Source organism: Streptomyces hamibioticus, from assembly GCF_047946815.1.
Lineage (GTDB): Bacteria > Actinomycetota > Actinomycetes > Streptomycetales > Streptomycetaceae > Streptomyces.
The window spans coordinates 1,564,100-1,583,940 of record NZ_JBKKQY010000001.1 but is presented as its reverse complement, the minus strand read 5'-3'; the positions used below and the strand labels follow the sequence as shown (position 1 = coordinate 1,583,940).

16 protein-coding genes and 2 pseudogenes are annotated in these 19,841 nt (G+C 72.6%); 5 read left to right on the top strand and 13 right to left on the bottom strand.

What is annotated here, in order from left to right:
- Window positions 1-5: 5 nt before the first annotated feature.
- Window positions 6-2,375, bottom strand: coding sequence for a malto-oligosyltrehalose synthase (gene treY, locus ACLGIH_RS07145; RefSeq protein ID WP_416524371.1), 2,370 nt, complete (start codon window positions 2,373-2,375; stop codon window positions 6-8).
- Between the two features lie 138 nt (window positions 2,376-2,513).
- Entirely contained in the window at window positions 2,514-4,634 is a 2,121-nt protein-coding gene (glgX, locus tag ACLGIH_RS07140) for a glycogen debranching protein GlgX (protein WP_416524370.1), read from the bottom strand.
- A 354-nt stretch (window positions 4,635-4,988) separates the two neighbouring features.
- On the opposite strand from glgX, the gene ACLGIH_RS07135 reads away from it, so the two are divergent.
- Together ACLGIH_RS07135 and ACLGIH_RS07130 are read left to right on the top strand one after the other, a co-directional pair.
- A complete protein-coding gene (locus ACLGIH_RS07135; RefSeq protein WP_416524369.1) occupies window positions 4,989-6,236 on the top strand; it encodes an SAV2148 family HEPN domain-containing protein in 1,248 nt (415 codons plus the stop codon).
- 139 nt (window positions 6,237-6,375) lie between these two features.
- A complete protein-coding gene (locus tag ACLGIH_RS07130) occupies window positions 6,376-7,098 on the top strand; it encodes a 3'-5' exonuclease (protein WP_416524368.1) in 723 nt (240 codons plus the stop codon).
- Between the two features lie 124 nt (window positions 7,099-7,222).
- Here ACLGIH_RS07130 and ACLGIH_RS07125 read toward each other — a convergent pair whose 3' ends face one another.
- Window positions 7,223-8,086, bottom strand: a complete 864-nt coding sequence (locus ACLGIH_RS07125; protein WP_416524367.1) for a phosphotransferase enzyme family protein — start codon at window positions 8,084-8,086, stop codon at window positions 7,223-7,225.
- A gap of 233 nt (window positions 8,087-8,319) precedes the next feature.
- Here ACLGIH_RS07125 and erm point away from each other — a divergent pair.
- Together erm and ACLGIH_RS07115 are read left to right on the top strand one after the other, a co-directional pair.
- Window positions 8,320-8,999: pseudogene (gene erm / locus ACLGIH_RS07120) on the top strand (ErmE/ErmH/ErmO/ErmR family 23S rRNA (adenine(2058)-N(6))-methyltransferase); the annotation flags it as partial.
- A 61-nt stretch (window positions 9,000-9,060) separates the two neighbouring features.
- Entirely contained in the window at window positions 9,061-10,266 is a 1,206-nt protein-coding gene (locus ACLGIH_RS07115) for a glycosyltransferase (RefSeq protein ID WP_416524366.1), read from the top strand.
- 9 nt (window positions 10,267-10,275) lie between these two features.
- On the opposite strand, the pseudogene ACLGIH_RS07110 reads toward ACLGIH_RS07115, so the two are convergent.
- A pseudogene (locus ACLGIH_RS07110) lies at window positions 10,276-11,073 on the bottom strand (MMPL family transporter); the annotation flags it as partial.
- 382 nt (window positions 11,074-11,455) lie between these two features.
- On the opposite strand from ACLGIH_RS07110, the gene ACLGIH_RS07105 reads away from it, so the two are divergent.
- Window positions 11,456-12,013 (top strand): DUF1697 domain-containing protein, encoded by a 558-nt coding sequence (locus tag ACLGIH_RS07105; RefSeq protein ID WP_416524365.1) that lies wholly within the window; start codon window positions 11,456-11,458, stop codon window positions 12,011-12,013.
- A 109-nt stretch (window positions 12,014-12,122) separates the two neighbouring features.
- Here ACLGIH_RS07105 and ACLGIH_RS07100 read toward each other — a convergent pair whose 3' ends face one another.
- The 9 genes from ACLGIH_RS07100 to ACLGIH_RS07060 form a co-directional block, all read right to left on the bottom strand.
- Window positions 12,123-12,872, bottom strand: a complete 750-nt coding sequence (locus ACLGIH_RS07100) for a sirohydrochlorin chelatase (protein WP_416524364.1) — start codon at window positions 12,870-12,872, stop codon at window positions 12,123-12,125.
- A 7-nt stretch (window positions 12,873-12,879) separates the two neighbouring features.
- Entirely contained in the window at window positions 12,880-13,773 is an 894-nt protein-coding gene (locus tag ACLGIH_RS07095) for an ABC transporter permease (RefSeq protein WP_416524363.1), read from the bottom strand.
- Window positions 13,760-14,554, bottom strand: a complete 795-nt coding sequence (locus tag ACLGIH_RS07090) for an ABC transporter ATP-binding protein (RefSeq protein WP_416524362.1) — start codon at window positions 14,552-14,554, stop codon at window positions 13,760-13,762. Before ACLGIH_RS07090 ends, ACLGIH_RS07095 begins: the two co-directional genes overlap by 14 nt.
- Window positions 14,555-14,590: 36 nt before the next feature.
- Window positions 14,591-15,694, bottom strand: coding sequence for an aliphatic sulfonate ABC transporter substrate-binding protein (locus ACLGIH_RS07085; protein WP_416524361.1), 1,104 nt, complete (start codon window positions 15,692-15,694; stop codon window positions 14,591-14,593).
- 236 nt (window positions 15,695-15,930) lie between these two features.
- The gene (locus ACLGIH_RS07080; protein ID WP_416524360.1) at window positions 15,931-17,286 is read right to left on the bottom strand and encodes a sulfate adenylyltransferase subunit 1; all 1,356 of its coding nucleotides are present in this window, start codon (window positions 17,284-17,286) and stop codon (window positions 15,931-15,933) included.
- A gap of 2 nt (window positions 17,287-17,288) precedes the next feature.
- On the bottom strand, window positions 17,289-18,227 hold the full coding sequence (gene cysD / locus ACLGIH_RS07075) for a sulfate adenylyltransferase subunit CysD (RefSeq protein WP_416524359.1): 939 nt from the start codon (window positions 18,225-18,227) through the stop codon (window positions 17,289-17,291).
- Between the two features lie 91 nt (window positions 18,228-18,318).
- Entirely contained in the window at window positions 18,319-18,936 is a 618-nt protein-coding gene (cysC, locus tag ACLGIH_RS07070) for an adenylyl-sulfate kinase (protein ID WP_416524358.1), read from the bottom strand.
- Window positions 18,933-19,643, bottom strand: coding sequence for a phosphoadenylyl-sulfate reductase (locus ACLGIH_RS07065; RefSeq protein WP_416524357.1), 711 nt, complete (start codon window positions 19,641-19,643; stop codon window positions 18,933-18,935). The genes cysC and ACLGIH_RS07065 overlap by 4 nt, the downstream gene beginning before the upstream one ends.
- Window positions 19,640-19,819 (bottom strand): PDDEXK family nuclease, encoded by a 180-nt coding sequence (locus ACLGIH_RS07060; protein WP_416524356.1) that lies wholly within the window; start codon window positions 19,817-19,819, stop codon window positions 19,640-19,642. The genes ACLGIH_RS07065 and ACLGIH_RS07060 overlap by 4 nt, the downstream gene beginning before the upstream one ends.
- Between the last annotated feature and the right edge of the window lie 22 nt (window positions 19,820-19,841).

Sequence of the window (19,841 nt, the reverse complement as noted above, 5' to 3'; positions counted from 1 at the left end):
TGCGGTCAGCCGTCCTCCTCGCCCGCCGCGTCGACCCGCTCCAGCAACGCCACCGGCAGCGCGTCGAACAGCTCCGCCACGCGCGCGTGCCCGGTGAACTTGCGCCCGGGCGCCAGCACGTCGGCCCACCGGCCCGGCGGCAGCGTCAGCCGCGTCTCCCGCCAGCCGCCCGCCTCCGCCAGCCGCAGCGACAGCCGGGTCACCGCCGTGAGCACCTCACCGGAACGGACGAACGCCGTGCAGTGGGCCGCCGCGGGCCCCTCGGCCGGCAGCGCCTCGTACGTCGCCGTGTCGCCGAAGGCGTCCGGCCGCCGCGCGCGCAGCGCCAGCGCCGCCCGCGTCACCGCCGCCTTCTCGCCCCCCTCGCCCGGAGGGAAGGAGACCGGCCGGCGGTTGTCCGGGTCCACCAGCGCCCGGTACTCGTTCTCCGTGCCCTGGTACAGGTCGGGCACGCCCGGCATGGTCAGGTGCACCAGGGCGGTGCCCAGCACGTTGGCCCGGATGTGCGGCTCCAGGGCGGCGCGCAGGGCGGCCACGTGCGCGCCGGGCGGCCCGCACGGACCCGCCGCGACGAACCGGTCCACCGCCTCCTCGTACGGCGGTTCCTGCTCCGTCCAGCTGGTGTACATCCCCGCTTCGCGCACGTGCTTCAGCATCGCCTGCCGCACCCGCCCGCCGTCCGCCGGCCCGAGCCCGAACACCGTCTGCCAGGCCGCCCACGCCAGCTGCGCGTCGGGCACGCCCTCACCGGTCCGGGTCACCTCGGCCAGGACGTCCGCCCACCGCCCGGGGCACTCGGTGAGCACGGCGAGCGCCGCGCGCACGTCGGCGCTGCGCTTGGTGTCGTGCGTCGAGACGACCGTCCCGGTCACCGGCCAGTCCCGCTGCACGCGCGCGCAGTACCCGTGGAACTCCTCCGGGGACACCGCGGGACTCCCCGGATTCCCGCCCACCTCGGTCGCCGACAGCAGCGGCACGTAGCGGTAGAACGCCGTGTCCTCCACCGACTTGGCGCGCAGCGCCGACGCGGTCTGCGCGAACCGGGTCCGCAGCTCCACGCGGTCGGGACCGTCCCCGGCCCGCCCCAGCACCAGGTCCCGGACCACGTCGACCGCGCCGGCCTCCTCCGGCACGACGAACGCGTGCCGCGCCTCGGCCGCCGCCTCCTCGGTGACCACCGAGGCCGCGTCCACCGACTCGTAGGGCCGGTAGACCTCCAGCCGCACCAGCAGCTCCTGCAACGCGGTGCGCAGCGCCCAGGGCGCCCGGTCGCGCAGCGCCGGGTCCGGCGCACCGGCGCACAGCCGGTGCGCCACCCGGGTGAGCCGGTCGCACTCGGTGGCCAGCTCGTGGGTGAGCACCTTGTACGCGGCCCGCCGCGCGGTCGCGTCCCAGTCCCCGCCCCGGTCCGTCTGCGGCGCCGCGAACCGCCGGTACTGCCCGAGCAGCTCCCCGTGTCCCGCCGGGTCCGTGAACAGCCCGTCGACGTGGCGCAGGGCGTCGTAGCCGGTGGTGCCCGCGACGGGCCAGGAGGCCGGCAGGTGCTCCCCGTCCGAGAGGATCTTCTCCACCACCGTCCAGCGTCCGCCGGTCGCCTCGTGCAGCCGCGCCAGGTAGGTGTCGGGGTCGGCGAGGCCGTCGGGGTGGTCGATGCGCAGCCCGTCGATGACGCCCTCGTGCAGCAGCCGCAGGATGGTGGCGTGCGTGGCCTCGAACACCTCCGGGTCCTCCACCCGCACCCCGATCAGCTCGGAGATGCTGAAGAACCGCCGGTAGTTCAGCTCCGTACGGGCCAGCCGCCACCACACCGGGCGGTACCACTGGGCGTCCAGCAGCTGCGGCAGCGGCAGCTCGGCGGTGCCCTCGCGCAGCGGGAAGCGGTGGTCGAAGTAGCGCAGCTCGTCGCCGTCGACGCGCAGCTCGCCGAGCACGTCGCCGAGTGGCCCGCCGAGCACCGGGAGCAGCACCTGCCCGCCCTGCGCCTCCCAGTCGATGTCGAACCACCGCGCGTACGGCGACTTCGGCCCCTCCCGCAGCACCTCCCACAGGGCGTGGTTGTGCCGGGGCGACATCGCCATGTGGTTCGGCACGATGTCCACCACCAGCCCCAGACCGTGCTCCCGCGCGGTGCGCGCCAGGGCCCGCAGCCCCTCCTCGCCGCCCAGCTCTCCGCGCACGCGCGCGTGGTCCACGACGTCGTAGCCGTGCGGCGAGCCCGGGACGGCCTCCAGCACGGGGGAGAGGTGCAGGTGCGAGACGCCGAGCGAGGCCAGGTACGGCACGGCCGCCGCGGCGGCCGCGAAGGGGAACTCGGGTTGCAGTTGCAGCCGGTACGTGGCAGTGGGTGCCGCCGGGGCGGGGCGCTCAGGTGTCATGGAGCGTACGTACCCGCCCCGCCGCCTTTCGTGTCATCGGCTCCGCCGTGGGGGGTGACGGGGGGGCGCCGCCCCCCCACGGCGTCCCGGACCGGCCGCCCGCTTCCGGGGCGGGCCCGGTGAGCTGTCCGGGCTCTGTCAGACGGGCCGCTGCAGCACCGTCAGGCTCCGGTCCACCAGGGTGAGCCGGTCGCCGGCCCGCACCTTCCGGCCGGTGCCCGGCGGCACCCCGTCGGGGACGGCGGTGTCCACCACCACCTGCCACTGACGGCCGTGGTCGACCGGCAGGACGAACTCCAGCGGCTTCGGCGAGGCGTTGAACATCAGCAGGAACGAGTCGTCGGTGATGCGCTCCCCGCGGGCGCCCGGCTCGGAGATCGCGTTGCCGTTGAGGAACACCGTCAGCGCCGAGGCCCGCGCCGAGTTCCAGTCCCGCTGGGTCATCTCCCGGCCCTCGGGGGTGAACCAGGCGATGTCCGACAGCTCGTCGTGGGTGCCCTCCACGGGCCGCCCGTGGAAGAAGCGCCGCCTGCGGAAGACCGGATGGTCCTTGCGCAGCCACACCATCGCGCGCGTGAAGTCCAGCAGCTGCCGCGCGCCGTCGTCCTCGCCGTCCGGCCACCGCACCCAGGACAGCTCGTTGTCCTGGCAGTAGGCGTTGTTGTTGCCCCGCTGGGTGCGGGCGAACTCGTCACCGTGGCTGATCATCGGCACGCCCTGGGACAGCAGCAGCGTGGCGATGAAGTTCCGCATCTGGCGGGCCCGGAGCCGGAGCACCTCCGGGTCGTCGGTGTCGCCCTCGGCCCCGCAGTTCCAGGACCGGTTGTGGCTCTCGCCGTCCCGGTTGTCCTCACCGTTGGCCGCGTTGTGCTTGTCGTTGTAGGACACCAGGTCGTGCAGGGTGAAGCCGTCGTGGCAGGTGACGAAGTTGATCGAGGCCAGCGGACGGCGGCCGTCGTCCTGGTAGAGGTCGGAGGACCCGGTCAGCCGGGAGGCGAACTCCGCCAGTGTGCGCTGCTCGCCCCGCCACAGGTCCCGCACCGTGTCCCGGTACTTGCCGTTCCACTCGGTCCACAGCGGCGGGAAGTTGCCCACCTGGTAGCCGCCCTCGCCCACGTCCCACGGCTCGGCGATCAGCTTGACCTGGGACACCACGGGGTCCTGCTGCACCAGGTCGAAGAACGACGACAGCCGGTCCACCTCGTGGAACTGCCGCGCCAGGGTCGCCGCGAGGTCGAAGCGGAACCCGTCGACGTGCATCTCGGTCACCCAGTAACGCAGCGAGTCCATGATCATCTGGAGCACGTGCGGGGACCGCATCAGCAGCGAGTTCCCGGTCCCCGTGGTGTCCATGTAGTACCGGGGGTCGTCGGTAAGCCGGTAGTACGACGGGTTGTCGAGGCCCTTCAAGGACAGCGTCGGACCCAGGTGGTTGCCCTCGGCGGTGTGGTTGTAGACCACGTCGAGGATCACCTCGATCCCGGCCTCGTGCAGCGCCTTGACGGCGGACTTGAACTCCAGCACCTGCTGGCCCCGGTCGCCCCAGGAGGCGTAGGCGTTGTGCGGGGCGAAGAAGCCGATCGTGTTGTAGCCCCAGTAGTTGTTCAGGCCCATGTCCACCAGCCGGTGGTCATTGACGAACTGGTGTACGGGCATCAGCTCCAGCGCGGTCACCCCCAGCTCGGTGAGGTGCTCGATGAGCGCCGGGTGCGCGAGCCCCGCGTAGGTGCCGCGCAACTCCTCGGGGAGCCCCGGGTGCCGCATCGTCAGGCCCTTGACGTGGGCCTCGTAGATCACCGTGTGGTGGTACTCCGTCCGGGGGCGGCGGTCGTCGCCCCAGTCGAAGTACGGGTTCACCACGACCGACGTCATCGTGTGCGGGGCGGAGTCCAGGTCGTTGCGCCGTTCGGGGTCGTCGAAGTGGTAGCCGTACACCTCCTCACCCCACTGGATCGAACCGCTGATCGCACGCGCGTACGGATCCAGCAGCAGCTTGGCGCTGTTGCAGCGCAGCCCGCGCTCCGGGGCGTAGGGGCCGTGCACGCGGTAGCCGTACCGCTGCCCCGGCATCACGCCCGGGACGTACGCGTGCCGTACGAACGCGTCGCTCTCCCGCAGCTCGATCGCCGTCTCCGAGCCGTCGTCGTGCAGCAGACACAGCTCTACTCGGTCGGCGGCCTCCGTGAAGACCGCGAAGTTGGTGCCGGCGCCGTCGTACGTGGCACCGAGTGGATATGCCTCTCCAGGCCAGACCTGCATGGATACGACTCTTTCAGGTGAGGAGCGCCGGTGGGGACGCCTTGACTCCGAGTCTTACCGGAAAGTGGGGGTGACCACCTACGACTTGTGCCCGGCCACCGGGTGACCCGTGGGTCACGCGGCGAACAGAGGATCGTTTCCCGCTGCCCCGCGCGGTGCCCACCGCCGCGTGCCGCCCGCCCCACCACTATGAATCCGCTCACTGCGCGGCGGACCGTGATCGGAACGGGCCGGGGGAAACGGGTAGTTGGGCAACGAGGCTGTGCATCAGGCTGCGTCGCGGACCGCTCCCGGAGTACTCTTCCTTGATCGTTGAGCCGGGGAGTGCCCGGGGGAGCGGAAGGCGGTGCGCGGGTGGGCTCGGGAGGGCTGGAGCTGCCCCCTGGTGACGAGGGTCACGAGGGGAACTCCGCGGACGTCCCGCCCGGTGCGGTGTCCCTGGCGCGGCCCATGAACGCGGGCGCGATCGGCCCGGAGCTGGACTGGGACGCCGACGCCTGGCACGAGGTGCGCACCCGCGCCCAGCGGGCCGGCCGGGCCTACATCTGGCTGAATCTGGTCGAACAGCGGCTGCGTGCGGTGGTCGCCGCCGTGCTGCGGCCGGTGTACGAACCGGTGCACGGCGACGACTGGGTGGTCGCCGCCGCCGGGCCGGCCGGGCAGGAGTGGGTGCAGCGGGCGGTCGCCGTCCGCGAGGTCAGCCGCCGCAAGGGCTACCTGCTCGACCCGGCCGACGACAACGTCCTCAGCTTCCTCACCCTGCCCCAGCTGCGCGAGCTGATGGTGCAGCACTGGCCCTGCTTCGAGCCGTACGTCGACGAGCGCCGGGACGTGGAGCTGGCGCTGGACGAGCTGGAGGTCACCCGCAACGTCGTCTCCCGCAACCGCGCGCTGTCCGAGGCGGTGCTGAACCAGGCCGAGCGGGCCTCCGCCCGGCTGCTGGAGGTCCTCGGCTCCGGCACCGACGTGCCCTCCGCCCGCCGGCTGCCCGTCGACGCGGTCGAGGACCTGGTCGGCGACCGGTACGCCGACGTGGTCGCCGTGCATCCGGACCGGGTCCGGCTGCTGCGCCAGTTCCCGGCCGAGGACATCTTCGGCGGGGCCCGTCGCCTCGACGCCATCGGCATCGGCCTGAACCTGCTCGTGCAGAACTTCTCCGGGCGCCGGCTGGTCCGCCTGGCCGAGGCCGGCAGCCGGGTCCGGCTGCTGTTCCTGAATCCCGCCTCCAGCGCGGTCAAGCGGCGCGAGCGCGAACTGGGCATCAAGCGGGGTGAGCTGAGCCGGGCCGTGGAGACGAACATCCTGCACATGCGCCGGGTGCGGTCCCGGCTGCGCGATCCGGGCGCCTTCGAGATCCAGGTCTTCGACGAGACGCCCCGCTTCACCGCCTACCTGGTCGACGGGGACGGCGCCGACGGCATCGCGGTCGTGCAGTCGTACCTGCGCCGCACGCGGGGGATGGAGGCGCCGGTGTTCGTCCTGCGGAACGGGCGGAACACCGGGAAGGTCGTCAAGGCGGACCAGGTCGACGAAGTGGGGCTCTTCCCCACCTACCGGGAGGAGTTCGAGCTGATGTGGGCGGATTCGCGGCCCGTGTCGTGACGGGCCGGCGGCCCGGCTGCGGTGACGGTCGGCGGGCCGCGGCGCCGGGCGCGAGCGGAACGCGGCCCCCTGATTGTCAGTGGCGCGTGCGAGGGTGGAGGCCACTGGGGGAACGCACCACGGAGAAGGGGGGCAGCCCATGGACTGGCACCGGGAGCCGCTGATCGGCTTCGACCTGGAGACGACGGGGACCGATCCGCGCGAGGCGCGCATCGTCACGGGGGCCGTCATAGAGGTCAGGGGCGGGGAGCCGACGGGGCACCGGGAATGGCTGGCCGACCCCGGAGTGGAGATCCCGGCGGACGCGGTGGCGGTCCACGGCATCAGCACCGAGCGCGCGGTGGCCGAGGGCCGCCCGGCCGACCAGGTCGCCGACGCCATCGCCGGCGTCCTGGTGACGTACTGGCGGTCGGGCGTCCCGGTGGTCGCCTACAACGCCGCCTTCGACCTCACCCTGCTCTCCGCCGAACTGCGGCGGTACGGACTGCCGTCCCTGCGCGAGCGCCTGGGCGGACTGGACCCCGCCCCGGTCATCGACCCCTACGCCATCGACCGCTTCGTCGACCGCTACCGCCGCGGCAAGCGCAATCTGGAGGCCGTCTGCGCGGAATACGGCGTGCCGCTGGACGCCGCCCACGACGCCTCCGCCGACGCGCTCGCGGCGGCCCGGCTGGCCTGCGCGATAGCCGGCCGCCATGCCAAGGTCGCCGCCCTCGGCCCGGCGGAGCTGCACCGCCGGCAGATCGAGTGGTGCGCCGCGTGGGCGGCGGACTTCCAGGAGTTCCTGCGCCGCAAGGGCGACGCCACGGCCGTCGTGGACGGCGCCTGGCCGCTGCGGGAGCCAGCCGGCGAAACGGTGTGAGCGGGCGCCCGGGGCCCGTGCTTGCGGGACCCGTGCTTGCGGGGCCGGTGCTTTCCGGCTCCCGGTGGGCCCGGGCGCCCTCGCGCGCGGCGCCTTCGCGCCCGGCGTCCTGGCACCCGACGCCTTAGAACGGATGCCACCGCACCGTCGGATCGCCGTCCCGCAGCGACGCCACCCTGCGCCGGAACTCGGCCAGCGCCTTCGGGTTGCCCGGGGCGTGCTGGGCGACCCAGGCGCAGCTGGCCGTCTCGCGGGCGCCGCGCAGCACCGCACAGCCCGCCCACTCGCGCACGTCCCAGCCGTACGTCTCGGTGAACGCGGCGTACGCCTCGGCCGGGAGTCCGTACCGGTCCCGGGAGAGCGCCATGACCACCAGGTCGTGCTCGCGCAGGTCCGAGGAGAAGGTCTCCAGATCCACCAGGACCGGGCCACCGGGGCCGACATGCACATTGCGGGGGAGCGCGTCGCCGTGGACCGGGCCCGGCGGCAGGTGCGGAGTGAGCGCGGCGGCGGCCGAGGCGAAGCCGTCGCGGCGCTCGCGCAGATAGGCGGCGTCCGCCGGGTCGATCGCGTCGCCCGCGAGCCGCAGCCACCGTTCCACCCCGCCCAGCAGCTCGCGGCGCGGCAGGTGGAAGGAGGGGGAGGGCAGCGCGTGCACGAGCCGCAGCAGTCCGGCCAGGTCCCGGGGCTCGGCGGGCCGTACAGGATCGGGCAGCCGGTGCCACACGGTCACCGGGTGCCCTTCGACGAGCAGTGCCCTCGGTTCCGCCGCCCGTACGGCCGGTACGCCCGCCTGCGCCAGCCACGCCGCGACGTCCAGTTCCCGACGCGCCCGGTCGAGCAGCTCCGCGTCGCGGCCCACCTTGGCCACCAGGTCACCGGCGGCGAACACGGCGTTCTCGCCCAGGGAGAGCAGCCGCGCGCCCCGGGCCGGGCCGGGCAGCACTCCCGCCGCGGCCAGTACGTCCCGCGCCCGTGCCTCATCCATCGTCCGCCTCCACCTTCGCCTTCGCAGTAGCCGTGTCCGCGTTCGTGTCCGTCTGTCGTCCGGCGAGTGCCCGACATCCGTCGGTCAGTGTCGCATTCGCACTGGTGTGACCGTGTGCACGGTGCCCCGACGAGGCCCGGAGCCCGCGAACGACCCAAGAGGGACGGCGACTTCGTACCGGCCCGGCACCCGCGCCGAGGACCCGGTGAGAACCGGTTGTGCGCCGCCGCGGCGGGCACCCGCCACTCCTCCTCGAAGCCGGAGCCGGGAAGGGCGCGTTGACCGAGCCGCTCGCCCGCCGCTCCCGGGAGCTGCTGGCCTACGAGATCGGCCCGCGGCTCGCGACCGCCCTGTGCACCCGGTTCGCACGCACCCCGCACGTCCGCGTGATCGCCGGCGACTTCCTCGCCGCACGCCCTCCGCGCGCCCCCTTCTCGGTCGCCGGGAACGTGCTCTCTCCCGCACCGCGGACGTCGTCGACTGGCACCTCGACGCCCCCGCCCTCACCGCGGCCACCCTCATCACCCAGCTCGAATACGTGCGCAAGCGCACGGGTGGCTACGGCCGCTGGACCCTGCTGACGGTCCGGACCTGGCCGCGCTACGAGTGGCGGCCAGCCGGCCGGGTCGGCCGGCACGGCTTCCGGTCCGCGCCCCGCGTCGACGTGGGGATCGTGCGCATCGAACGGCGCCGCACCCCGCTGTTGGACGCCGCCGCCCACCGAGGTCGGCGGGACCTGGTCGGGCCGGGCTTCTCCGGTGCCGGCGGCTCGCTGCACGCCTCACTGCGACGGGCCCACCCCAGGCGCCGGGTCGACGCCGCGTTCCGGGCCGCGCGCCTCGACCCCGGGGTGCTCGTCGGCGAGGTGGCGCCGGACCGGTGGCTGCGGCTGTACGAGGAGCTGTCCGCATGACGCGACCGAGGCCACGGAAAACACATTGCACGAGACGTCTCGTCTCGCATACAGTCCCGATATGACCACTCCCGCGCACATCGCCATGTTCTCCATCGCCGCACACGGCCACGTGAACCCCAGCCTGGAGGTGATCCGCGAACTCGTCGCGCGGGGGCACCGAGTGACCTACGCGATCCCGCCGCTCTTCGCCGACAAGGTCGCCGAGACCGGTGCCGAGCCCAAGCTCTGGAACTCCACCCTGCCCGGCCCCGACGCCGACCCCGAGGTCTGGGGGAGCACGCTCCTGGACAACGTCGAGCCGTTCCTCGACGACGCGATCCAGGCCCTGCCGCAGCAGGTGGAGGCGTACGAAGGGGACGAGCCGGACCTCGTCCTCCACGACATCGCGTCATACCAGGCCCGCATCCTCGCCCACCGCTGGGGCGTGCCCGCGATCTCCCTCTCGCCGTGCATGGTCGCCTGGGAAGGCTATGAGCAGGAGGTCGCCGAGCCGATGTGGGAGGAACCGAAGAAGACCGAACGCGGCCGGGCCTACTACGCCCGCTTCCAGGCCTGGCTGGAGGAGAACGGCATCACCCGGCACCCCGACCTGTTCGCCGGCCGCCCGGACCGCTCCATCGTCCTGATCCCGAAGGCGCTCCAGCCGAACACCGACCGGGTCGACGAGACCGTGTACTCCTTCGTCGGCGCCTGCCAGGGCGACCGCAGCGCCGAGGGCGACTGGCAGCGGCCCGCCGGGGCGGAGAAGGTCGTGCTGGTCTCCCTGGGCTCGTCCTTCACCAAGCAGCCCGGCTTCTACCGGGAGTGCCTCAAGGCCTTCGGCGACCTGCCCGGCTGGCACCTGGTGCTCCAGATCGGCCGCCACGTCGACCGCGCGGAGCTGGGGGACGTACCGGCGAACGTGGAGGTGCGGTCCTGGGTGCCGCAGCTGGCGGTCCTCAAGGAGGCCGACCTGTTCGTCACCCACGCGGGCGCGGGCGGCAGCCAGGAGGGCCTGGCCACCGCGACGCCGATGATCGCCGTACCGCAGGCCGTGGACCAGTTCGGCAACGCCGACATGCTCCAGGGCCTCGGCGTCGCCCGGCACCTGCCCACCGAGGAAGCCACGGCGCAGGCGCTGCGCGAGGCCGCGCTCGCGCTGGTCGACGACCCGGAGGCGGCCCGCCGGCTGAAGGAGATCCAGGCGCAGATGGCCCAGGAGGGCGGCACCCGCCGCGCGGCCGACCTCATCGAGGCCGAACTGACCGCGGCCCGCGGGGCCTGAGGCGCACGGCTCGACCGGGCCGCGCGAGGCGCCCGAAGTGACCGCCCGCTCGCGGAAGCCGGCGAGTGCCGCCTTCACCTCGGGCGCGTTGATGTCGTCGGCCTTCACCACCACCTCGGCCGGCTCCGAACCGCCCGGGAAGGCCTCGTTGACCCGGTTGTAGGTCTGCACGATCGGCAGCGAGTCGCCGAACTCCTGGTCCAGCGTGCGGTTCTGCGTCTTCATGCCGACCGCGGGCGCCGCGACGGCCAGCAGCGCACCGGTGGCCACCACCGCGGAGAGCACCGGCCGGGCGAGCACCCGCCCCAGTACGGCCGTCCAGAACCGGCTGCCCTCGTTGCCGGCGGGGCGCTGCCGCCGGCGCAGGAACGGGATGCGGCCCTTCTCCACCCGCTCGCCCAGCAGGGACAGCAGCGCCGGCAGCACCGTCACCGAGCCGGCCATGGCCACCGCGACCACCATCAGCGAGGCCAGGCCCATCGCCTCGAACTCGGCGATGCCGGTGAACAGCATGCCCGCCATCGCCACTCGGGGTCCGTGGCCGTGAGGGCGCCGTCCTTCGCCTGGATCAGGACGGTCTCACCGGCCGGCTCGTCGACCGGCCTCCTCGATGATCCGGGCGGCGGTGTTCGTCTCGCCCGGGAGCTGGTCGCTGTCCTTGACGTCGACCCGGCCCGCCGCCGAGCCGAGCCCCGTCGCCAGGACGACGAACAGCACCCAGATGCCCACGGCAGCCCATCGGTGCCGGGCGCTCCAGCCGCCGGCCCGGGCGGCCAGTCCCCGCACCCTCGTATCTCCGTTCCCCATGACGGGCTTGCCCCCTCGTGAGCGGTGGCAGCCCCCTGCCGCCACCTTCCGCTTCGAAGGTATGGGCGGAGTAGGACCGTCACGTCGTGCTGCCCGGTGAAGAGCCGCCTCCGCGCCTCATCCACCGGGACGCCGCCGTCTCACCGCTGGGGAGGACCAGGGGCACATCTACCCGGTCACGTAAGGGCCGTTGGTCAGGGTGAGCGGTCGCGGACCGCGCGGGGGGCCGCGCCGTTCCGCAATGTTGTTGAATAAGTCACAGCCGCGTGTAGCAGTTGCTCCACGTCCCCCGCATCGGTCAGAGTTTCGCGCAGTCCGCCGGTGCGGACGCGGCCGTCGTGCCCACCCCCACGGGGCATGACGGCCGCATTATGGTGTGCCCATGGCGACGACGTATGCGGCGCTGCTGCGCGGAATCAACGTGGGCGGCAGCAAGAAGATCCCGATGGCCGACCTGCGCGCCCTCGTGGCGGAGCTGGGGCACAGCGGCGTACGCACCCATCTGCAGAGCGGGCAGGCCGTGTTCACCGCAGGCCACGGGGACGAGGAGTCCCTCGCCGCCGAACTGGCCGCCGCGATCGAGCAGCGTTTCGGCTTCGCCGTCGACGTGATCGTGCGCGACCACGCCTATCTCAAGGCGGTCGCCGACGCGTGCCCGTTCCCGGCCGCCGACCTGGAGCCCAAGCAGTTGCACGTCACCTACTTCTCCACGCCGGTCGGCGAGGAGCGATTCGCGGAGATCGACCGAACGGCCTGCCTCCCCGAGGAGTTCCGCCTCGGCGACCGCGCCCTGTACCTGTACGCGCCGTACGGGCTGGGCCGCTCCAGACTCGCCGAGCACCTCGCCAAGCCCCGCATCACCAAGGGCACGATCGCCACCACCCGCAACTGGAACACCGTCGTCAAGCTCGTGGAACTCACCGCACCGGCGGAAGGCTGATCCGCCGCACGCCCGGACGGAACGTGTACGAGGTGGTCCCGCGATCCCGCCCGGCGCGGTCGGCCGCGGCCCTCCCCGCACGTCCCCCGCCGGTGCGATCGCCCCCGGGTCAGGCGGCCCCGGCCGCCACCGGCAGCGGCGTGCGTGCCGCGTCGTACCGCTCCAGCAGCACCCGCGCCACCTCGGGCGCCGGGCCGAGGACGTCCGCGAGCACGTCCGCCCGGGCCGCGCCGCGCGCGATGCGGTCCGGCAGGAAGCCGGGGGCCAGCACGTACGGGGCGACGGCGACACGCTCGCAGCCCAGCTCGCGCAGTTCGCGCACCGCCTGCTCCGTGCGGGGAAGGGATGCGGAGGCGAACGCAGGCCGCACGGCGCACCAACCGGTGTGCCGCCACTCCCGCGCGATTTCTGCGATCACTGCGATCGCCTCCGGGTCGGTGGACCCCGCCGAGGCCAGCACGACCCCGGTCGAGGACTTGTCGGCGGGCGTGAGACCCGCCTCGTACAGCCGCCGCTCCAGCGCCGACAGCAGCAGTGGGGAGGGGCCGAGGACCTCCGCCTGCCGGATCCGCAGCCGCGGCGGCGCGTCCGCGAGGACCGCCGGGATGTCGGCCTTGGCGTGGAAGGCGCGGGTCAGCAGCAGCGGCAGCGCCACGACGTCGCGCACCCCTTCCGTCGCCAGGGACTCCAGCACTCCCGGCACGGACGGCACGTTGAAGTCCAGGAAGCCGGTCTCCACCCGCAGGTCCGGGCGCAGCGAACGGACCCTGCGCACCAGGGCGTGCACGGTCGCGGCGTGCCGCGGGTCGCGGCTGCCGTGGGCGATGACCAGAAGGACGGGGCGGACCGGACGGTGCATGGGCGGCTCAGCTCCTCACCAGCAGCCCGCGGCTGCGCAGCACCCACCGCTCCAGCGGGCTGAAGATCAGCAGGTCGATGGCGATGCCGACGACGAGGATGAGCAGGATGGCCTCGAAGACCATGGCCATGTCGCTGGCGTTGCGGCCGTTCTCCAGCAGCTGGCCGAGTCCGATGCCGAGGTCGGGGAAGGAGGCGATGATCTCGGCGGCCATCAGCGACCGCCAGGAGAACGCCCAGCCCTGCTTGAGCCCCGCCACATAGCCGGGCAGCGCGGCGGGCAACACGATGTGCCAGGTGCCCTTCAGGCCCGTGGCGCCGAGGGTGCGGCCCGCGCGCAGGAACAGCGGGGGCACCTGGTCGACGCCGGAGACCAGGCCGTTGGCGATGGACGGCACCGCGCCGAGCAGGATGACGGCGTACATCATCTGGTTGTTCAGGCCCAGCCAGATCACCGCGGGCGGCACCCAGGCCACCGACGGCAGCGACTGCAGGCCGGACAGGATCGGGCCGATCGCCGCCCGTACGAACTTCACCCGGGCCACCAGCAGGCCCAGCGGTGTGCCGATCAGCAGGGCGAAGCAGAAGCCGAGCAGGCCGCGTGAGACGGATGTCCAGATGTAGCCGAGCAGCTCGCCCTGGAGCCAGGCGTCCCGCAGCACGTTCCACACGTCGGCGGGGGCGGGCAGCTTGGTCGGGTCGTCGACGATCCGGAAGGAGACCAGTGCCTGCCACACCGCGAGGACCAGGGTGACGGCGACGACCGGCGGCAGGATCTTCTCGGTGAAGGTCTGCCGGAGGGGCTTGCGGCCCTTGTGCACCGTCTCCAGTGCGTCCAGGCCGGCTTCCAGACCGGCCAGGTCGTTGCCGCCGTCCTTGACGGAGGTGTCAGTGCTGGCCATGGCGGCGGATCTCCCCACGCAGTTCTTCGGTGATCTCGACGGACAGCTCCGCCACGGCCGTGTCCTCGATCCGGCGCGGATGCGGGATGCCGACCGTCCACTCGCGGGCGATGCGCCCGGGGCGGGAGGACAGCAGCACCACGCGCTCGGCGAGCCGGACGGCCTCGCGCACGTTGTGCGTGACGAACAGGACGGACAGCTGCGTCTCCCGCCAGATCCGGGTCAGCTCGTCGTGCAGCACGTCCCGGGTGATCGCGTCCAGGGCGGCGAACGGCTCGTCCATGAGCAGCAGCCGGCTCTCCTGCGCCAGTGCGCGGGCCATCGCGACCCGCTGGCGCATGCCGCCCGACAGCTCGTGCACCCGCTTGCCGTGGGCGCCCGTGAGCCGGACCAGCTCCAGCAGCTCCTCGGCCCGGCCGCGTCGCTCGGACTTGGGCACGCCGCGCAGCTTCAGGGCCAGTTCGATGTTCTTGCCGGCGCTCAGCCAGGGGAAGAGCGCGTGCTCCTGGAACATCAGGGCGGGCCGCCCGTCCGTCGTGATCGTGCCGGCGCTGGGCCTGTCCAGGCCCGCCACCAGGTTCAGCAGCGTGGACTTGCCGCAGCCGGAGGCGCCGAGGAGGGTGACGAACTCGCCGGGCGCGACATCGAGGCTGATGTCGTCCAGCACGAGCTGCCCTCCGGCGGGGCCGGCGAAGGACTTCGAGACGTGCTCGATCCGGGCGGCCGGCGCGGCCGTCCCGGCGGCGTCTGCGGCCTTGGCGAGGGTCGTGGTCGTGGCCATGGTCGTCACCTCCTGGTCAGTGGTCGTGATCCGGGCCTACTGGACGCCGAGCCCGGCGTCGTCGACCGTGGGCTCGCCCTCGGCCTGGAGGACCTTGTTGAGAAGCGTGAGGTCGTAGATGCCCTTGAGGTCGGGCTTCTTCAGCAGACCGGCGGTGACGGCGTGCTCCGCCTGGGCGGCGAGGGTGGCGGCCAGCGGGTCGTCGGTGAGCCGGATCGACTTCCACGCCGGGTCCAGGACGTCGGCGGGCAGCGCCTTGCCGGCGTCGATCTCGATCTGCTCGTTGGCGGCGGCCTTGGCCTCGTCCGGGTTCGCCTTGATCCACCGGTTGGTCTCGACGGACGCCCTGAGCACGGCCTCGACCGCCTTCGGGTGCTCCTCGAGGAACTTCTGCGACACGATGATGTTCGTGGTGACGAACTTCTGCTCCGGCCACAGCGACGCCTCCTCCAGCAGCACCTTGCCGCCCTCCGCGACCATCTGGGACGCGGTCGGCTCCGGCACCCAGGCGCCGTCCAGGGCACCGGACCGGAAGGCGTTCGGGGTGACCTTGTTGTCGCTGCGGACGAGTGTGACGTCGCCCTTGCCGGTCATCGGGTCGATCCGCCAGCCCTGCTCGGCGGCCCAGGCGAGGAAGGCCACGTCCTGGGTGTTGCCCAGCTGCGGGGTGGCGATCCGCTTGCCCTTCACGTCCGCGACCGACTTGATCCTCTCCGGGTCGACGACCAGCTTCACGCCGCCGGACGCCGAACCGCCGATGATCCGCAGGTTCCTGCCGTCCGCCTTGGTGTAGCCGTTGACCGCCGGAGAGGGGCCGATCCAGCCGATGTCGATGGAGCCGGAGTTCAGCGCCTCGATCTCGGAGGGGCCGGCGTTGAACACCGCGTACTTCGCCTCGGTGGCGCCCAGCGCCTTCTGGAAGAACCCCTTGCGGTTGGCGACCAGCGCGGTGGCGTGCGTGACGTTGGCGAAGTAGCCGATCGTCACGGAGTCCAGACCGTCGGTCTTCTCCGCACCGGGAGCGATCTTCGCCGCGCCCTTGTCCTTCGCCTGGGACCCGTAACCGCAGCCGGCGAGGACCAGCAGCGGCAGGGCGACCAGGGCCGCGAGGGTGCGGCGCAGGGCGGTGGTGGCAGGCACGGGAGGTGTTCCTCTCGTCGGCCCGGCGGTCACGGTCTGCCGAGTGCGTCGTGTACGTCGGTCAGACCGTGGCCGGGAGATCGGCGGGTTTTCGGCGGTGGGGGAGGCGGAGCCGCGGGTGTCCGCGGGTCACCGGCCGCATCGCGCCATTCCGCCCTGGCCGCTGCCGAGGGCGCCGCTGCCGACCCGGCCGCCCTCCTTGGCGAACGTCGAGTAGAAGTCCGGGGAACCCATGCTCAGAAGTCCCAGCCGTCTTCGTCGGCCTCGTTCTTGACCGGTTCCGGGGCGGCGAAGGACTCGCCGACCATGCCGGCGGTCAGTGTGGTGCCGTCGCTGGGGTCGATCAGGATGAAGGAGCCCGTGCGCCGGGAGTCGGCGTAGGCGTCCAGCGGCAGCGGCTCGGCGGTGCGGATCTTGACGCGGCCGATGTCGTTGGCGGTCAGGTGCCCCGGGTGCGGGTGCAGGGACAGGTCGGCGAGCGTGAGCCGGGACGGGATGTCCTTGACGATCGCCTTCACCGTGCGGGTGCCGTGCTTGAGCAGCACCCGGTGGCCGATGGTCAGCTGCTGGTCGGCGACGTGGCAGACGGTGGCCTCGACGTCCTGCGTGGTGGCCGGGGCGTCCTTGCTGGGCACGATCAGGTCGCCGCGGGAGACGTCGATGTCGTCTTCCAGCAGCAGGGTGACCGACTGCGGGGTCCAGGCCACGTCGACCGGCTCGCCGAGCAGGTCGATGCCGGTGACCTTCGTCGTGCGGCCCGAGGGCAGGACGGTGACCGAGTCGCCGACGCGGAAGGAACCGGCGGCGATCTGCCCGGCGTAGCCCCGGTAGTCGGGGTGCTCGGCGGTCTGCGGCCGGATCACGTACTGCACGGGCAGCCGGGCGTGGCAGTGCGCCAGGTCGTGGCTGACCGGGACGGTCTCCAGGTGCTCCAGGACGGTCGGGCCGCCGTACCAGTCCATGTGCGCGGACGGCTCCACGACGTTGTCGCCGACCAGCGCCGAGATCGGGATCGCGGTGACCTCGGGGACGCCCAGCTCGGTGGCGTACGCCGTGAACTCCTCGGCGATGGCGGCGAAGACCCGCTCCTCGTACCCGACCAGGTCCATCTTGTTGACGGCGAGCACGGCGTGCGGCACCCGCAGCAGGGCGGCGATCGCGGCGTGCCGCCGGGTCTGCTCGACGACGCCGTTGCGGGCGTCGACCAGGACCACCGTCAGCTCGGCCGTGGAAGCGCCGGTGACCATGTTCCGGGTGTACTGCACGTGGCCCGGGGTGTCGGCCAGGATGAACCGGCGGCGCGGGGTGGCGAAGTAACGGTACGCCACGTCGATGGTGATGCCCTGCTCGCGCTCGGCCCGCAGGCCGTCGGTGAGCAGCGCGAGGTCCGGGGCCTCCTGGCCGCGGCCGGCCGAGGCCCGCTCCACGGCCTCCAGCTGGTCGACGAGGACCGACTTGGAGTCGTGCAGCAGCCGGCCGACCAGGGTGGACTTGCCGTCGTCGACGGAGCCCGCGGTGGCGAACCGCAGCAGGGTGGTCGCCGACAACTGCTCGACCGACAGCGGCTCGGTGGGATCGGTGGTGCTGGTCATGGCTAGAAGTACCCCTCGCGCTTGCGGTCTTCCATCGCGGCCTCGGAGAGCTTGTCGTCGGCACGCGTGGCGCCGCGCTCGGTGAGCCGGGAGGCGGCGATCTCGGCGATCACCTTCTCGATGGTGTCGGCGTCGGAGTCGACCGCGCCGGTGCAGGACATGTCGCCGACGGTGCGGTAGCGGACCTGCCGCTTCTCCACCGGCTCGTCGTCCCTGGGCCCGCCCCACTCGCCGGCGGTCAGCCACATGCCGCCCCGGGCGAACACCTCACGCTCGTGGGCGTAGTAGATCGCGGGCAGCTCGATGCCCTCCCGGGCGATGTACTGCCACACGTCCAGCTCGGTCCAGTTGGACAGCGGGAAGACGCGGACGTGCTCGCCGGGGGAGTGGCGGCCGTTGTAGAGGTTCCACAGCTCGGGGCGCTGGCGGCGCGGGTCCCACTGGGAGAACTCGTCGCGCAGCGAGAACACCCGTTCCTTGGCGCGGGCCTTCTCCTCGTCCCGGCGCCCGCCGCCGAAGACCGCGTCGAACCTCTCCGCCTGGATCTTCTCGGTCAGCGGCAGCGTCTGGAGCGGGTTGCGGGTGCCGTCGGGGCGCTCCTTGAGCACCCCGCGGTCGATGTAGTCCTGCACGGAGGCGACGTGCAGCCGCAGCCCGTGCTCGGCGACCGTGCGGTCGCGGTAGTCGAGGACCTCGGGGAAGTTGTGCCCGGTGTCCACGTGCAGCAGCGCGAACGGGACCGGCGCGGGAGCGAACGCCTTCAGCGCCAGGTGCAGCATGACGATGGAGTCCTTGCCGCCGGAGAACAGGATCACCGGCCGCTCGAACTCGCCCGCCACCTCGCGGAAGATGTGCACCGCCTCCGACTCCAGCGCGTCGAGGTGGGAGAGGGCGTACGGGCTGTCGGTCTCCTCGGTGACGGTCGCGACGGTCGTCGTCATGCTGCAACCCTTTCGTTCGCTTCTCCGCCCGCGCGGCGCAGAGGTGCGGCTTTCGTCGTCGACAGCGGCTGGGTGGCCGCGCGTGCGTCGCTCACAGGAGTCCCCTTTCGCTCAGCAGGGCGTACACCGCCGCGGCGGACTCCTGGACGGTCTGGTTCTGCGACTCGATGCGCAGGTCGGGTGCCACGGGCTCCTCGTAGGGGTCGTCGACGCCGGTGAGCCCGGTCAGTTCGCCCGCGGCCTGCTTGGCGTACAGGCCCTTCACGTCCCGTACGGAGCACACCTCCACCGGCGTCGCCACGTGCACCTCGACGTACGCCGTGCCGTTCGCCTCGTGCCGCTTGCGCACCGCGTCGCGGCTGTCGGCGTACGGCGCGATCACCGGGACCAGCGCCGTGACGCCGTTGCGGGCGAGCAACTCGGCGACGAAGCCGATGCGCTGCACGTTGATGTGCCGGTCCTCGCGGGAGAAGCCGAGGCCCGCCGAGAGGAACTCGCGGATCTCGTCGCCGTCGAGCACCTCGACGCGCCGGCCCTCGGCACGCAGCCGGCCGGCCAGTTCGTGGGCGATGGTGGTCTTGCCGGCGCTGGGCAGTCCCGTGAGCCAGACGGTGGCTCCGCTCGTCACGTCGTTCTCCTGGGTGTGGGATGCGGTCTGGGAAGCGGTCCGGGCGGGGGCGGGCAAGGAGGATCGGGAAGTCGTCGTCATCCGTGCAGCCCGCACTCGGTCTTGCTCAGCCCCGACCAGCGGCCCGCCCGGGCGTCCTCGCCCTCCAGCACGCGCCGGGTGCAGGGAGCGCAGCCGACGGAGGCATAGCCGTCCATCAGCAGCGGGTTGGTGAGGACTCCGTGCTCGGCGACGTACGCTGCCACATCTTCCTGTGACCACCGCGCGATGGGGGAGATCTTCACCTTCCGCCGCTTCTCGTCCCAGCCGACGACCGGGGTGTTCGCCCGGGTCGGGGACTCGTCGCGGCGCAGCCCGGTGGCCCAGGCGACGTAGTTCTTCAGCCCCTCCTCCAGCGGCCGCACCTTGCGCAGCGCGCAGCACAGGTCGGGGTCGCGCTCGTGCAGCTTCGGGCCGTACTCGGCGTCCTGCTCGGCGACCGTCTGGCGCGGCGTGAGGGTGAGGACGTTCACGTCCATCACGGCCTCGACCGCGTCCCGGGTGCCGATGGTCTCCGGGAAGTGGTAGCCGGTGTCGAGGAACACCACGTCGACGCCGGGCATCGCCCGGGAGGCGAGGTGGGCGACCACCGCGTCCTCCATCGACGAGGTCACGCAGAAGCGCTTGCCGAAGGTGTCCGCGGCCCAACGGAGGATCTCCAGCGCGCTGGCGTCCTCCAGCTCGCGGTCCGCCCGCTCGGCGAGCGCCTTGAGGTCCTCGGTCGTCAGTTCTTCCTGAACCGCCGTCATATCGCTTCCCCGTCGGTCGAGTTGGGCTGAAGACCCCGGGCGAGCAGCCCGAGGAACTTCAACTGGAATGCGCGGTTGCACGCCGCGCATTCCCAGGCGCCGTGACCCTGCTCGCTCGGACGCAGGTCCTCGTCGCCGCAGTACGGGCAGTAGAAGGGGGCCGCGCGCTCGGTCATACCGCATCCTTCGTTTCGCTTG

Excerpts from the sequence above, each read along its gene's own strand:
- treY (WP_416524371.1), bottom strand. The coding sequence starts at position 2,375 with ATGACACCTGAGCGCCCCGCCCCGGCGGCACCCACTGCCACGTACCGG.
- glgX (WP_416524370.1), bottom strand. The coding sequence starts at position 4,634 with ATGCAGGTCTGGCCTGGAGAGGCATATCCACTCGGTGCCACGTACGAC.
- ACLGIH_RS07130 (WP_416524368.1), top strand. The coding sequence starts at position 6,376 with ATGGACTGGCACCGGGAGCCGCTGATCGGCTTCGACCTGGAGACGACG.
- ACLGIH_RS07125 (WP_416524367.1), bottom strand. The coding sequence starts at position 8,086 with ATGGATGAGGCACGGGCGCGGGACGTACTGGCCGCGGCGGGAGTGCTG.
- ACLGIH_RS07115 (WP_416524366.1), top strand. The coding sequence starts at position 9,061 with ATGACCACTCCCGCGCACATCGCCATGTTCTCCATCGCCGCACACGGC.
- ACLGIH_RS07105 (WP_416524365.1), top strand. The coding sequence starts at position 11,456 with ATGGCGACGACGTATGCGGCGCTGCTGCGCGGAATCAACGTGGGCGGC.
- ACLGIH_RS07100 (WP_416524364.1), bottom strand. The coding sequence starts at position 12,872 with ATGCACCGTCCGGTCCGCCCCGTCCTTCTGGTCATCGCCCACGGCAGC.
- ACLGIH_RS07095 (WP_416524363.1), bottom strand. The coding sequence starts at position 13,773 with ATGGCCAGCACTGACACCTCCGTCAAGGACGGCGGCAACGACCTGGCC.
- ACLGIH_RS07090 (WP_416524362.1), bottom strand. The coding sequence starts at position 14,554 with ATGGCCACGACCACGACCCTCGCCAAGGCCGCAGACGCCGCCGGGACG.
- ACLGIH_RS07080 (WP_416524360.1), bottom strand. The coding sequence starts at position 17,286 with ATGACCAGCACCACCGATCCCACCGAGCCGCTGTCGGTCGAGCAGTTG.
- cysD (WP_416524359.1), bottom strand. The coding sequence starts at position 18,227 with ATGACGACGACCGTCGCGACCGTCACCGAGGAGACCGACAGCCCGTAC.
- cysC (WP_416524358.1), bottom strand. The coding sequence starts at position 18,936 with ATGACGACGACTTCCCGATCCTCCTTGCCCGCCCCCGCCCGGACCGCT.
- ACLGIH_RS07065 (WP_416524357.1), bottom strand. The coding sequence starts at position 19,643 with ATGACGGCGGTTCAGGAAGAACTGACGACCGAGGACCTCAAGGCGCTC.
- ACLGIH_RS07060 (WP_416524356.1), bottom strand. The coding sequence starts at position 19,819 with ATGACCGAGCGCGCGGCCCCCTTCTACTGCCCGTACTGCGGCGACGAG.